This is a genomic window from Rhizorhabdus sp. P4_G6 (assembly GCF_056401045.1).
On the sequence record NZ_JBFUKC010000017.1, the window covers coordinates 11652 to 26359 of the forward strand.

8 protein-coding genes are annotated in these 14708 nt (G+C 66.6%); 7 read left to right on the forward strand and 1 reads right to left on the reverse strand.

Features of this window, described 5'->3' with window-relative positions; all coding sequences use genetic code 11:
• Positions 1–23: 23 nt before the first annotated feature.
• A complete protein-coding gene (locus AC1DPF_RS15290) occupies positions 24–2690 on the reverse strand; it encodes an Rne/Rng family ribonuclease (RefSeq protein ID WP_477962215.1) in 2667 nt (888 codons plus the stop codon).
• A gap of 518 nt (positions 2691–3208) precedes the next feature.
• On the opposite strand from AC1DPF_RS15290, the gene AC1DPF_RS15295 reads away from it, so the two are divergent.
• From AC1DPF_RS15295 to AC1DPF_RS15325, 7 genes are all read left to right on the forward strand, one after another.
• A complete protein-coding gene (locus tag AC1DPF_RS15295; RefSeq protein ID WP_477962217.1) occupies positions 3209–4393 on the forward strand; it encodes an N-acetylmuramoyl-L-alanine amidase in 1185 nt (394 codons plus the stop codon).
• 158 nt (positions 4394–4551) lie between these two features.
• Entirely contained in the window at positions 4552–7029 is a 2478-nt protein-coding gene (locus AC1DPF_RS15300) for a penicillin-binding protein 1A (RefSeq protein WP_477962219.1), read from the forward strand.
• Positions 7030–7205: 176 nt separating this feature from the next.
• The gene (gene prfB / locus AC1DPF_RS15305) at positions 7206–8333 is read left to right on the forward strand and encodes a peptide chain release factor 2 (protein ID WP_477872649.1); all 1128 of its coding nucleotides are present in this window, start codon (positions 7206–7208) and stop codon (positions 8331–8333) included.
• A 134-nt stretch (positions 8334–8467) separates the two neighbouring features.
• Positions 8468–8737: a hypothetical protein gene (locus AC1DPF_RS15310; RefSeq protein WP_477872647.1), complete on the forward strand. Its 270-nt coding sequence runs from the start codon at positions 8468–8470 to the stop codon at positions 8735–8737.
• Positions 8738–8906: 169 nt separating this feature from the next.
• Entirely contained in the window at positions 8907–10070 is a 1164-nt protein-coding gene (locus tag AC1DPF_RS15315; protein WP_477872645.1) for an efflux RND transporter periplasmic adaptor subunit, read from the forward strand.
• 6 nt (positions 10071–10076) lie between these two features.
• The gene (locus AC1DPF_RS15320) at positions 10077–13229 is read left to right on the forward strand and encodes an efflux RND transporter permease subunit (RefSeq protein WP_477872643.1); all 3153 of its coding nucleotides are present in this window, start codon (positions 10077–10079) and stop codon (positions 13227–13229) included.
• Positions 13226–14677 carry an efflux transporter outer membrane subunit gene (locus AC1DPF_RS15325; RefSeq protein ID WP_477962221.1) on the forward strand — a complete coding sequence of 484 codons (1452 nt, stop codon included), beginning with the start codon at positions 13226–13228 and terminating at the stop codon, positions 14675–14677. The genes AC1DPF_RS15320 and AC1DPF_RS15325 overlap by 4 nt, the downstream gene beginning before the upstream one ends.
• The last annotated feature ends 31 nt before the right edge of the window (positions 14678–14708 follow it).

Here is a 14708-nt window from a genome sequence, read left to right on the forward strand (position 1 = left end):
CGGAGCCGGCCCGTCGATCATCTTCAGGCGCCGAAGGTGCGCTGCCACCAGCCGCGGCGAGGCGATCCTGCCTCGCCCTCTTCATCCGATGCCGAATCATCGGCACCGATCGTCTCGGCTTCGGCCGGCGCGGCCACCACGTCGGCGGCTTCGCCAGGCGCGGCCTTGGCGCGGGCGCGGCTGCGGCGCTTGGGCGCCTCAGCAGCGACGGGCACCTCGACCGGAGCCGCTTCGGCTTCAACCTCGAGCGCGACCGCCGGCTCGCCGGCGTCCGGCTCGGCCGCCTCTACGGCCTCGACCTTCTTGCGGCGTCCGCGGCGCGGCTTGGGCTCCTCGGCAGCCGGTTCGGCCGGCGCAACGATCTCCTCGACCGCCGCCACCGGCGCTTCGACCGGAGCGGGAGCAGGAGCAGCTGCGACATCACCCTTGCGGGCGCGCGGCCGGCGACGGCCCTTGGGGGCGGCCTCCTCGGCTGGCGCAGCGTCCTGCGGCTCGAGCGCCGGAGCGGGCAGTTCCTCGGACATCACGGTCTCGATCTGCTCGGCCGGCGTGCCCTCGGCAGGCGCGCCTTCGCCACCGCGACGGCGGCCCGAGCGTCGGCCACGGCGACGGCCACGGCGCGGTTCKCCGCCGTCCTCGCCACCGGGCGCCTCGCCATTCTCTTCGGCGGCCTCGCGGGCGTCCTCGGCTTCGGTCACGTCCTCGCCATCGGCCTCGGCGCCCTCTTCGGCGACTTCAGCATGACCGTCCTGCTCGCGGCCACGGCCGCCCCGACGGCGACGACGGCGACGGCGACGTCCACGGCCATCGCCACGATCACCTTCCTCCTGGCCCTCGGCGTCGCCGCCTTCAGCCTCGGCCTCGAGTTCCTCTTCTTCCTCCTCGATCTCATCGTCGATGAGATCGTCGTCGGCTTCGATGAGCATCGGCGTCGGCAGACGCGGCGCATGGCTCGGCGGCGGGCCGCCGGCCTCGACGCTCATCCGCGCGCCTTCGAGCGTCCCGTCCGACAGGATTTCGATCATCACGCCATAGCGATCCTCGATCTCGGCGAGTTCGGCGCGCTTGCGGTTGAGGACGTAGAGGGCGGCTTCCTGGCTGGCGCGCAGCATCAGCCGCGAGCCGCGGCCGCGGGCGGCCTCGTCCTCGAGCATGCGCAGCGCCGACAGCCCCGCCGACGAGGCCGTGCGGATCAGGCCGGTGCCCTCGCAATGCGGGCACTGACGGGTCGATGCCTCGAGCACACCGGTGCGCAGGCGCTGGCGGCTCATCTCGAACAGGCCGAAGCTGGAGATACGGCCGACCTGGATGCGGGCGCGATCGTTCTTGAGCGCCTCCTTCATCGCCTTCTCGACCTTACGGATATTGGAGTTGTTCTCCATATCGATGAAGTCGATGACGACGAGCCCGGCCATGTCGCGCAGCCGCAGCTGGCGGGCGATCTCATGCGCGGCCTCGAGATTGGTCGCCGTGGCGGTCTGCTCGATATTATGCTCGCGGGTCGACCGGCCCGAGTTGATGTCGATCGACACCAGCGCCTCGGTCGGGTTGATCACCAGATAGCCGCCCGACTTGAGCTGGACCAAGGGCTGGTACATCGCCGCAAGCTGGTCCTCGACGCCGAAGCGCTGGAACAGCGGCACCGCGTCGGCATAGAGTTCCACCTTCTTGGCGTGGCTCGGCATCAGCAGCTTCATGAACTGGCGCGCCTGGCGGAAGCCTTCCTCGCCCTCGACGATCACCTGGTCGATGTCGCGATTATAGATGTCGCGGATCGCCCGCTTGATCAGGTCGCTGTCGCCATAGATCAGCGCCGGCGCGGACGAGCTCAGCGTGTTTTCGCGGATCTCGTCCCACAACCGGGCGAGATAGTCGAAGTCGCGCTTGATCTCGGTCTTGGTGCGCTGAAGGCCCGCGGTGCGGACGATGCAGCCCATCGTGCGGGGCAGGTCCAGCTCGGCCATGATCGTCTTCAGCCGCTTGCGATCGGCCGCGTTCGAGATCTTGCGGCTGATGCCGCCGCCATGGCTGGTGTTCGGCATCAGCACGCAATAGCGGCCGGCCAGCGAAAGATAGGTGGTGAGGGCAGCGCCCTTGTTGCCGCGCTCTTCCTTGACGACCTGGACCAGCAGCACCTGGCGCCGGCGGATCACGTCCTGGATCTTGTAGCGGCGGCGCAGGTTCATCCGCCGCTGGCGGAGATTCTCGACGGCACCGTCGTCGGAGCCGCCGCCTACCGATTCCCGGCGCGTCCGCGGCCGTTCCTCGCCACCCTCTTCGCCTTCCTCGCCATGGTCATGGCCGTCGTCCTGATCGTGATGATCATGGCCGTCGTCCTCGCCCTCGTCGAAGTCCTCGTCATGGTCGGAATCGCGGGCGCGCAGCGCCTCTTCCTCGGCGGCGTGCTCGGCCTCCTCGCGCAGCAGCGCTTCGCGATCCTCCTTGGGGATCTGGTAATAATCGGGGTGGATTTCCGAGAAGGCGAGGAAGCCATGGCGGTTGCCGCCATAATCCACGAATGCCGCCTGTAGCGACGGTTCGACCCTCGTTACCTTGGCGAGATAGATATTTCCCTTGAGCTGCTTGCGCTCGGCAGACTCAAAGTCAAATTCCTCGATGCGGTTCCCCTGGACGACGGCCACGCGGGTTTCCTCCCGGTGGCGTGCGTCGATTAGCATGCGGGTTGTCATTCAATATTCTCCAGGCGCGTGGGCCGGCGAAGACGCCGGGCCTGCACGCGCGATATGATGAAGAGGAGGCGCCGGGCGGTGCGGCAAGCCGCGTCGCATCCGAGCGCATCATCGATGGTGAAAGAAAGGTGTTCGCAGCCGCCGCGTGGTCATATCCGGCGCGCCGCGCCGGAAAGCAGGCGCCGTTCCACACGCCGCCAACAATCTGGCAGCGTTCGGAGCGGGGCGAAAAATGACTCATGCGATCGTCAACCTGTTGCGCCGTCGCGAAATCACGACGACAGGCCCGGCACGGCGCTCGCGATCCGCGCATTGGGTGCGCATCGGCCGAGATCCGGACAAGCGGTGCTAGCATCCGGCGCCGGTCGGGGCAAGCATCACCACACTGGACAAGAGCCGCCCAGCTTTGGTTAAGTGTCAGGGCTGTCGGCGTTTCAGGACCGGCCGTGTATCGCGGGGCCACTTTGCCAAGACCAAGTTCCAGCCGGCGCCTCGCCCTTTGCCTATGTGCGCTCCTGATGCTTTTCGCGCCCGCCGCGGCGCGGGCGGCGGCGGCGATCACCGCCATCGACATCGGCGAAATGGCCATCACGCTGCGCTTCGACAAGCCGGTCGCAACCGCTTCCGCCTTCATGCTGTCCGCACCGCAGCGCATAGCCGTCGATCTGCCGGGCACGCGGATGGGCCGGGTCGCGGCATCGGGCGGGCTGATCGCGTCCACCCGCCACGGCCAATATGATCCCGATACCGCGCGGGTGGTGTTCGAGCTCAACACGGCGGCGGTCGTTTCCGACGCCAGCTTTTCCGCCGATCATCTTTCGCTGACCCTGACACTGAAGCCGGTCAGCGAAAGCCTGTTCGGCCGGGCGGTGCGCAAGGGCCGCCAGCTGTTCGGCCTCGACCCACCGAAGCCGGTCGATGCACGGGCGCCGCAACGGGGCGGCATCACCGTGCCGCTCGATCCGCCGGCCCCGTTGCAGGTCCCGGCCGTCGTCGGCGCGAGGGGCAGCAAGCGGCCCCTGGTGGTGATCGACGCCGGCCATGGCGGCCACGATCCGGGATCGCAGTCGACCGACGGCGCGACCAAGGAGAAGGATATCGCGCTGGCCATCGCCAGGGCGATCCGCGACGAGCTTGCCGCCTCCGGCCGGGTCCGCGTCGCGCTGACCCGCAGCGACGACCGCTTCCTGGTGCTGGGGGAACGGCGCGAGATCGCGCGGCGGCTTAAGGCCGACCTGTTCATATCCGTCCACGCCGACAGCGCCGTCAACACGGCTGCGCGCGGCGCCAGCATCTACACTCTCTCCGAAGTGGCCTCGGATCGCGTCGCCGCGCAGCTCGCCGCGAAGGAAAATCGCGCCGACATTCTCAACGGCGTCGATCTGGGCGGCGAGAACAACGAAGTGTCGTCGATCCTGCTCGATCTTGCCCAGCGCGAGACGATGAACATATCCTCCCAGTTTGCGACGCTGCTCCAGCGCGAGATGGAGCCGACGATCCACTTCAAGGACGACGCCCACCGCTTCGCCGGGCTGATCGTGCTGAAGGCGCCCGACGTGCCGTCGGTGCTGCTGGAAACCGGCTATATCTCCAACCCCGACGATCTCGCGCTGCTGCTGTCCAAGGACTATCGCCGCAACATCGCGATCGGCGTGCGCAAGGCGATCGAAACGCACTTCGCGCGCAGGCTGACGGGCGAATGATGGAAGGTTTAGCCCGTCATCCTAGCGAAAGCTGGGATCTCACTGCCTTTCCGCGGCAAAAGCGAAAGGAGATTCCAGCTTTCGCTGGAATGACGATGAGGGGAGATCGATGGAGCTCTTCTCCTTCCAAACCCCATCAAAACTGCTAGAGCCCCGCCGTGGTCAGCATCCCCAAATTGCACAACCCCCTTCGCGGCTGGCGCGCCGAAGCGCGTCGGCTCTGGGCGTTCCGGAGCTGGCGCTGGACCGGCTATGTGCTGTGGTCGGCGGCGCTGTTCTGGCTGCTGATGTGGTTCTTCTTCGCGCGCGGCCTGCCCTCGGCGGATGCGCTGCTCGCCTATGAGCCACCGCTGCCGACCAATGTCCGCGGCTATGACGGCGAGCCGATCGCCGATTTCGCGCGCGAGCGGCGGGTCCAGCTGTCCTATGCCGAATATCCGCCGATGCTCGTCGACGCCTTCATCTCGGCCGAGGACAAGACCTTCTTCCATCATCCCGGCATCGATGTGGGCGGCCTCGCCGGCGCGGTATGGGACTATGCGACCAAGCTCGGCAGCGGCCGCCGCGCCAAGGGCGGCTCGACGATCACCCAGCAGGTCGCCAAGAACCTGATCGTCGGCGACGATTACTCGATCAAGCGCAAGGTGCGCGAGGCGATCCTCGCCTTCCGGATCGAGGATGCCCTGACCAAGCAGCAGATACTCGAACTATACCTCAACCAGATCTTCCTCGGCCGCAACGCCTATGGCGTCCAGTCGGCGAGCCGCGCCTATTTCCGCAAGGATGTCGGCGACCTCACCCTGCCCGAGATCGCCTATCTGGCGATCCTGCCCAAGGCGCCGTCCAACTACACGGTCGAGCGCAACGCCGATCGCGCCATCGAGCGGCGCAACTATGTGCTCCTGAAGATGGTCGAGAACGGCTTCATCACCGAACGGCAGCGCGCCGCCGCCGCGGCCGCGCCGCTGGGCGTCGTCGAGCGCTATGCGCCGCGGCCGAGCGTCGGCGGCTATTTCATGGAAGAGGTCCGCCGCGAGCTGATCGACCGCTACGGCCAGAATGCATCGGACGGGCCCAACGGCATCTATTCAGGTGGGCTGTGGGTGCGCACCTCCTATGACGGCAAGGTGCAGGATGCGGCCGAAGGCGCGCTGCGCGACGGGCTCGTCCGCTTCGAGGCGGCGGCCGGCTGGCGCGGGCGCATCGCGAAAATCGACACCGACGGCAACTGGGCGCGCGCACTCGCGACGCTGAACGTCGGCGCCGGCTATGCCAACTGGTTCCCCGCCGTGGTGCTGTCGCGCGACGGCTCGGCGGCGGAAATCGGGTTCGAAAATGGATCGCGGGGCACTTTGCCGAGCTGGGGCGCAACGATGCCCAAGGCCGGAGTCGGCGGCCGTGCGTTCGATTTCCTGAAGCCCGGCGACGTGATCGTGGTACGGCGCGAAGGCGACGGCTGGACGCTGCGCAGCATCCCCAACATTTCGGGTGGGATGGTGATCCAGAACCCGCACACCGGCCAGGTGCTGGCGATGCAGGGCGGCTTCGACTCGCGCGGGTCGTCGTTCAACCGCGCGACCCAGGCGAGGCGCCAGCCGGGATCGACCTTCAAGCCGTTCGTCTATGCCGCCGCGCTCGACAACGGCATGACTCCCGCCTCGATCATTATCGACGGGCCTTTCTGCGTGTTCCAGTCGGCGCGGCTCGGCCAGAAGTGCTTCAAGAATTTCTCGGGCGCCAATGCCGGGCAGCAGACAATGCGCTGGGGCGTCGAGCAATCGCGCAACCTGATGACGGTGCGCACCGCGAGCCAGATCGGCATGGACAAGGTGGTGCACACCGCCAAGGTGATGGGAATCGGCGAATATCCGCCCTATCTCGCTTATGCGCTGGGCGCGGGCGAGACCACGGTGATGCGCATCGTCAACGCCTATTCGATCTTCGCCAACCAGGGCCGCGCGCTCGAGCCTACGCTGATCGACTATGTCCAGGATCGCAACGGCAAGATCATCTGGCGCGCCGACAAGCGCGCCTGCGAAGGCTGCAACATGCCGCAATGGGACGGCAGGCCGATGCCGCGGCCCAAGCTGCGCGCCAAGCAGGTGATCGATCCGATGACCGCCTACCAGATGCTCCACATCATGGAAGGCGTGGTCCAGCGCGGCACCGCCACGGTGCTGCGCGACCTCGGCCGGCCATTGTTCGGCAAGACCGGCACCTCGTCGGGCCCGACCAACGTCTGGTTCGTCGGCGGCTCGGCCGACATGGTCGGCGGCGTCTATCTGGGCTATGACAATCCCCGCTCGATGGGCGGCTATGCGCAGGGCGGCACGATCGCTGCGCCGATCTTCCACAGCTTTGCCGCCAAGGCGATGAAGGACATGCCGGTCGTCCCGTTCCAGGCGCCGGCCGGCATCCGCATGATCCGCATCGACCGCAAGACCGGCCGCCGCGTCTTCGGCGCCTGGCCCGACGGCAGCTATTACAGCCCGGTGATCTGGGAAGCGTTCAAGCCGGAGAGCGAGCCGCGGCGAACGATCCGCCGCGACGAACTCGCCAAGCGCACGGCGGCGCCGCCGCGCAAGACGACCTCGACCGACAGCGAATTCTTGCAAAGGCAGGACGGTATCTACTAGGTCAGCGGCAAGTTCCGTCACGAAGCAGCGGCAGGAAATCATCGTCATGCTGAACTTGTTTCAGCATCCACTCTTCAACCCGAGAGCCGCGCTTGCGGCACGGTGGATGCTGAAACAAGTTCAGCATGACGGAATCAATGTGGGTTCATCCCCTATCCTATGCGAAGGAAATTGTCATGCGCGCCGAAGCGCAAGCCAGTGTCGATCAGATCAACCAGGCGATGGCGCTCGTCCGCCGTTTCCTGGATTGGGACCGTGCGCTCCGCCGGCTCGACGAGCTCAACAACCGCGTCGAGGACCCCAAGCTATGGGACGACGCCAAGGCCGCGCAGGAGGTCATGCGCGAGCGGCGCAGGCTCGACGAGGCGGTGCAGGCGGTCAAGGCCATCGAGCAGGAATGCGCCGACACCGTCGAGCTGATGGAAATGGCCGAAGCCGAGGGCGACAATGCGCTGATAGACGATGGCGTCAAGGCGCTGGCCGCGCTGGCGGAACGCGCCGAGAAGGACAAGATCTCAGCATTGCTCGCCGGCGAGGCCGATGCGAACAACAGCTATATCGAGGTCAATGCCGGGGCCGGCGGCACCGAAAGCCAGGATTGGGCCGGCATGCTCCAGCGCATGTACAGTCGCTGGGCCGAGCGCCGCGGGCTGAAGGTGGAACTGGTCGACTTCCACGCCGGCGAGCAGGCCGGGATCAAGTCCGCCACGCTGCTGATCAAGGGCGAGAATGCCTATGGCTATGCCAAGACCGAGAGCGGCGTCCACCGCCTGGTCCGCATCAGCCCCTATGATTCGGCTGCCCGGCGGCACACCAGCTTCGCCAGCGTCTGGGTCTATCCCGAAGTCGATGAGGACATCGACATCGAGGTGCTCGACAAGGACCTGAAGATCGACACCTACCGCTCGTCCGGCGCAGGCGGGCAGCACGTCAACACCACCGATTCCGCGGTGCGCATCACCCATATCCCGACCGGCATCATCGTCGCCTGCCAGAACCAGCGATCGCAGCACAAGAACAAGGCCGAGGCGATGAAACAGCTGAAGGCCCGGCTTTACGAGCAGGAACTCCAGCGCCGGGAGGCCGAGACCATGGCCGGCTATGCCGCCAAGACGGAGATCGGCTGGGGGCACCAGATACGCTCCTACGTCCTGCAGCCCTATCAGATGGTCAAGGATCTGCGCACCGGCGTGACGTCGACCGCGCCTTCGGACGTGCTCGACGGCGATCTCGACCGATTCATGGCGGCGGCGCTGTCGCAGCGCGTGTCCGGCGAAACCGTCGAAGTCGAGGATGTCGACTGATCCGAGCGCGTCCGCCCTTGGCGGCACGCTCACCGGAATCCTTTCGCTTCGATGAAGCGAGCGTTCAGCTAAGCTACTGCATTGCAGGCGTAGTTCTTCTCCTACCGCGGGGCCGGTAGAGAGAGGAGACTGCGATGACCTTCACGAAGATATTTGCCGCCATCGGCCTGACCGTCGCGGCGCTGGGCATGAGCGGCGCCGCCAATGCGCATGACCGCTGGGACGACCGCCGCTGGGACCATGACCGCCGATGGGATGGTGACCGCCGCTGGGACGGTGACCGTCGCTGGAGCAGTGAGCGGCATTGGCGGGAGGAACGGCGCTGGGACCGCCGCCATGGCTATCATCGTGCCCGATGCTGGACGGAGTGGTATCGCCACCATCGCGTCCGCGTCTGCCGCTGATCGGATTTCGCTGCACTGCACATCGCCGATCCCCTCCCCAAGCAGGGGGGAGACGGTGATGTAACGGTTCCGACACCTCAGAATTTTGCAACTGCACAACGCAACGATTGTTTAACCCGATCGGTACCGGTAGCAGGGTGACATGCCCGGCGTTCGCGAAGGTTGCACGATGAAGAACCCTGTGGCGGGCCGTCGCGATTGGCTCGTTATCGCCGCCTGCGGATTACTGCTCAGCTGTTCCACGGACAAGCCTGCGCCTCCTGCCCCCGAGGCGGGCTATGTGGTCATGAAGGCCGAGACCGTCCCGCTGTTCGTAGAGCTGGCGGGGCGCACCTCCGCCTATGAAATGTCGGAAGTTCGCCCGCAGGTGTCGGGCATCGTCAAGGCGCGGCTGTTCACCGAAGGCAGCATCGTGCGCGCCGGCCAGACGCTCTACCAGATCGATCCCAGCCTCTATCGCAGCTCGCTCAACCAGGCCGCTGCCAATCTCGAAAATTCTCGCGCCCAGCGCGAAGCCGCCGCAGCCCGGGCCGAACGGCTCAAGCCGCTTGCCCAGATCGAGGCCGTCAGCAAGCAGGATTACACCGACGCGGTCGCCGCCGCACGCCAGGCCGCGGCGCTGGTCTCGCAGAGCGCCGCCCAGGTCGAGACCGCGCGGATCAACCTGCGCTTCACCAATGTACCGGCGCCAATCGGCGGCCGGATCGGCCGCTCGCTCGTCACCACCGGCGCACTGGTTTCCGCGGCGCAGACGGATCCGCTGACCACGATTCAGCGGCTCGATCCGATCTATGTCGACATCCAGCAATCGAGCGCCGAGCTGCTTTCGTTGCGTCGCCAGATGGCCAGCGGCGGGGCGGCGCGCTCATCCGCAGCGGTCAGGCTGAAGCTCGAGGACGGCAGCATCTACGATCAAGCCGGCCGGCTTGAGTTCGCCGAAGCGATGGTGGATCCCAACACCGGCACCGTCACGCTGCGCGCCCGATTCCCCAATCCCGCCGGCGTGCTGCTGCCGGGCATGTATGTTCGCGCCACCCTGTCACAGGCGACCGCGCGCAACGCGATCCTGGTGCCGCAGGCCGGAGTCAGCCGCAACCCCAGGGGCGAGGCGACGGTGATGCTGGTCGGCTCCGACAACAAGGCGATCCTGCGGTCGATCGCCGCCGATCGAACCGTCGGCGACAAATGGCTCGTCACCGCTGGGCTGAAGCCCGGCGACAAGGTCATTGTCGAAGGCCTCGGCCGAATCAAGCCAGACCAGACGGTCCGCGCGGTCCCGGCCGGATCGCCGCCGCAGCCCCAGGGCAATGGCGGCCAGGGCAAAGCCGGCTGACCCAGCATGATTTCGCGCATCTTCATCGATCGACCCATCTTTGCGTGGGTCATCGCCATCGTGATCATGCTGGTCGGGCTTGGCGGGATGTTCAGCCTGCCGGTCTCGCAATATCCCGACGTCGCGCCGCCGACGATCAATATCCGCGCCAACTATCCTGGCGCGTCGGCCGAGACGATCGAATCGAGCATCACCCAGATCATCGAGCAGCAGCTCACCGGCATCGAGGGGCTGCTCTATTTCTCTGCCACGTCGAGCTCGGCGGGTTCCGCCAATCTGTCCGTCACGTTCGAGAAGGGCGTCGACCCCGACATCGCCCAGGTTCAGGTCCAGAACAAGGTTCAGCAGGCGCTGCCGCGGCTCCCGCAGCAGGTGCAGCAGCAGGGCATCGTCGTCACCAAGTCCAACGCCGACTTCCTGATGGTCGTCGCCCTCTCTGACGAGAGCGACCGAGCGAGCAGCCGCGATCTCGCCGACTTCATCGTGTCGAACCTGCAGGACGAGATCGGCCGTTTGCCCGGTGTCGGCGACTTCAACGTGTTCGGCTCGCAATATGCGATGCGGATCTGGCTCGACCCGTTCAAGCTGTCGGCCGTCGGGCTGACGCCGGCCGACGTCACCGCCGCCATTCAGGCACAAAATGCGCAAGTCGCGGCCGGCCAGATCGGCGGGTTGCCATCGCCCGGTACGCAGATGCTCAATGCCATCGTGAACGCGCGATCGCGGCTCACTTCGGCCGACCAGTTCGAGAAGATCCTCGTCAAGACCCAGACCGATGGCTCGAAGGTATTGCTGCGTGACGTTGCCCGCGTCGAACTCGGCAGCGAGAATTACTCGGTCAGCGGCCGGATCAACGGCCATCCCGGCGCCGGCATCGCCATCCTGCTCGCACCGGGCGCCGACTCGCTGAAAACCTCGGCGGCGGTACGCGCGTTCGTCGCCGACGCCGCGAAACAGTTCCCTCCTGGCTACACCTACCAGATCGTCAACGATTCCACGGCCTTCGTGAAACTGTCGATCGAGGAGGTGGTGAAGACTCTGACCGAGGCGATCATCCTGGTCGTCATCGTCATGTTCCTGTTCCTGCAGAGCTGGCGGGCGACGCTGATCCCCGCCATCGCGGTGCCGGTCGTCATCCTCGGCACCTTCGGCGTGCTTGCCGCAGCCGGATTCTCGATCAACACGCTGACGCTGTTCGGACTGGTGCTGTCGATCGGCCTGCTGGTCGACGATGCGATCGTGGTCGTCGAAAATGTCGAGCGCGTGCTGGAGGAGGAGCCCGACATCACGCCGCGCGAGGCAACGATCAAGTCGATGGCCGAGATCAACACCGCGCTGATCGCGATCGCAATGGTGCTCTCCGCGGTGTTCCTGCCGATGGCGTTCTTCGGCGGATCAACCGGCGTGATCTACAAGCAATTCTCGATCACCATCGTATCGTCGATGGTGCTGTCGGTGCTGGTCGCGCTGATCTTGTCGCCGGCCCTGGCGGCAACCCTGCTCAAACGGACCGACAGCCAGGCCAGGGCGGCGCGCGGCGGGCTGATCGGACGGGCCTATGGCTATGGCGACCGGTTCAACGCCTGGTTCGGGCGCACCTCGCACCGCTATCGCAACCAGTTGTCCAGGCTGTTCGGTCACGCCCGCACGGCGATGGTCGTCTTCATTGTCCTGGTCGCCGCACTTGCCTTCCTGTTCTTCCGCCTGCCGACGAGTTTCGTGCCGAGTGAAGATCAGGGCTACGCCCAGCTGCAATTTACCCTCGCGCCGGGCGCGACATTGTCGCGCACCGATGCGGTCGTCCGGCAGATCGAGGCATATTTTGCCGAGTATCAGCCGAAGAATGTCGCCGGCGTCTTCACGGTCAGCGGCGCCGGCCCCGGCGGCCAGGCCCAGAATGTCGGCCGCGGCTTCCTGTCGCTCGCTCCGTGGGACGAGCGCAAAGGAGCGGAGAACAACGCCGATACGATAACGCGCAATGCCACCATGAAGCTGTCCTCGGTGCGGGATGCCCAGATCTTCGTCGTGACCCCGCCTCCGCTCCGCGGCCTCGGCCAGTCTTCCGGCTTCACCATGGAGCTGCTCAACAGCGGCGGTCTCAGTCGTAAGGAGTTCAAGGCGCGGCGCGACCAGCTGCTCAAGGACGCCGCCGCCGATCCCGATCTGCAGGCGGTGCGGCAGAACGGCCTCGAGGATGCGCCCACGCTGGCGGTCGACATCGACCAAGAAAAGGTCGGCGCGCTCGGCATCAGCCAGTCCGCGGTCGACCAGACCCTGTCGATTGCCTGGGGAGGCACCTACGTCAACGACTTCATCGATCGCGGCCGCGTGAAGCGGGTCTATGTCCAGGGCGATGCGCCCTATCGCAGCCGGCCCGAGGATCTCGCCAGCTGGTACGTGCGCTCGACCACCGGACAGATGGTGCCTTTCTCGGCCTTTGCCACGGTACACTGGACGCAGACGCCCAACACGCTGTTCCGGTTCAATGGCTCGCCGGCCTATGAGATCAATGGTCAGGCCGCGCCCGGTCAGAGTTCGGGACAGGCGATGGCGAAGATCAGCGCGATCGCTGAAAAACTGCCGGGCACCGCGGTCGCCTGGTCCGGCCTGAGCTTCCAGGAACGGCTCTCGGGCGGGCAGGCGCCGCTGCTCTATGGACTTTCGCTGCTCGTCGTCTTCCTGTGCCTGGCAGCGCTCTATGAAAGCTGGTCGATTCCGATGGCCGTGATGCTCGTCATCCCGCTCGGTTTGATCGGCGCCACCCTGGCGGTGCTGCTGCGCGGCCTCGAGAACGACATCTATTTCCAGGTCGGCCTGCTCACCACGATGGGGCTGTCGGCGAAGAACGCCATCCTGATCGTGGAATTCGCCGAAATGGCCGAGCGGCAGGGCAAGACCCCGGTCGAGGCGGCGCTGGAGGCGGCGCGCATTCGCCTGCGGCCGATCCTGATGACCAGCTTCGCCTTCATGGCGGGCGTGCTTCCCCTTGCCATCTCGACGGGCGCCGGCGCCAAGAGCCGGGTCGCCATCGGCACGGCGGTGCTCGGCGGGATGTTTACGGCGACGGCCTTGGCGATCTTCTTCGTGCCGCTGTTCTTCGTGCTCGTCCGCACCCTGTTCCCCGGCAGACCCAGATATGATGAGGAGGCGGGCGCGTGAACCGCGGACTTGCCGCCCTGGCCGCCTGCACCGCGTTGACGGCCTGTAGCCTCGAGCCCGCCTATCATCGGCCGGTGCCTGCGATTCCCACAGCGCTGCCGGCGATCGGCCAGAGCGAGGCCGCCCCGGGGGCGCTCAGCTATCGCGACATCTTCCGCGACCCCAAGCTGGTCGCGCTGATCGACAGGGCGCTGGCCGGCAACCAGGACCTGAAGGCCGCGCTGGCCAATGTCCAGTCGGCGCGCGCCCTGGTGACGGTGGCCCGGGCCGACATCCTTCCCACCCTCGACGCCTCGGCAGGCGTGACGACCGGCGAGAATTCCACCGCCTCCCGCTCGGCCAGCGGTCAATCCAATTCAGGCGGGCGACGCACGACCTACAGCGCCGATCTCGGGGTGAGCTGGGAGATCGACCTTTTCGGTAGGCTGCGCAGCTTGAGCAACGCCGCGTTCAACCAATATCTCGGCAGCGAGGCCGCGCAGCGCGGCACCCGGCTGAGCGTAGTGGCCGGCGTCGCCAATGCCTATCTGACCCTCGCCGCCGATCGCAGCCTGCTTGCGATTGCCGGGGAGACCCGCACCAGCGCTGCGAGGGGCGTCGAACTGACGCGCTCGCTGCTGCAGGGTGGCATCGCGCCGCGCACCGACCTGCGCCAGGCCGAAACGATATTGTCGCAGGCCGAAGCCGACCAGGCGAGCCTCGAGACCGCCGTCGCGCAGGATCGCAACGCCCTGGAGCTGCTGGTCGGGGGTCGCGTCGGCGACGAGCTCCTGCCCAGCTCGATCGAGAGCGTCGACGGTTTGCTGGCAGAGGCGCCCGCAGGGCTCGATTCGTCGATCCTGCTGCGCCGGCCCGACGTCGTCGAAACCGAATATGGCCTGCGCGCAGCAAACGCACGGATCGGGGCCGCTCGCGCAGCCTTCTTCCCCCGTATCGGCCTGACCGCGCTGGCGGGCTTCGCCAGCAGCGCGCTTTCGAGCCTTTTCACGGGCGACGCCTTCACCTGGAGTGTAGCGCCTTCCGCCACGCTGCCGATCTTCGACGGCGGCGCGAATCTCGGCAATCTTCGCTATTCCAGGGCACAGCGCGACCTGGCCGTCGCGAATTACCAGCGCGCGATCCAGGCGTCGTTCCGCGACGTCGCCGATGCGCTGGCCCGGCGCGCCACGATCGATCGCCAGCTTGCCGCCGCCGCCCGCCTCGACGCCGCCGCCCGTGACTCGCTGTTCCTGGCCAATGCGCGTTATCGGGGCGGGGTGGACCCCTATCTCAGCCTGCTCGATGCCCAACGCACCGCCTATGGTGCCGCTCGCACGCTGACGTCGACACGACTGGCCAAGGCGCAGAACCTTGTGACCTTGTACCAGTCGCTCGGCGGCGATCAGTTGATCGATACGCTTCCCTCGCCCCGCGGCGGCAACCGCGCGAAAGCCGAAGACGTCCGATAGGCAAGCTGTTCAGGCCATCGTCAGCTGTTTC

What these genes read in the sequence shown, in the direction of transcription:
- AC1DPF_RS15295 (WP_477962217.1), top strand. Translation starts at nt 3,209, where the DNA reads ATGCTTTTCGCGCCCGCCGCGGCGCGGGCGGCGGCGGCGATCACCGCC.
- prfB (WP_477872649.1), top strand. Translation starts at nt 7,206, where the DNA reads ATGCGCGCCGAAGCGCAAGCCAGTGTCGATCAGATCAACCAGGCGATG.
- AC1DPF_RS15310 (WP_477872647.1), top strand. Translation starts at nt 8,468, where the DNA reads ATGACCTTCACGAAGATATTTGCCGCCATCGGCCTGACCGTCGCGGCG.
- AC1DPF_RS15315 (WP_477872645.1), top strand. Translation starts at nt 8,907, where the DNA reads ATGAAGAACCCTGTGGCGGGCCGTCGCGATTGGCTCGTTATCGCCGCC.
- AC1DPF_RS15320 (WP_477872643.1), top strand. Translation starts at nt 10,077, where the DNA reads ATGATTTCGCGCATCTTCATCGATCGACCCATCTTTGCGTGGGTCATC.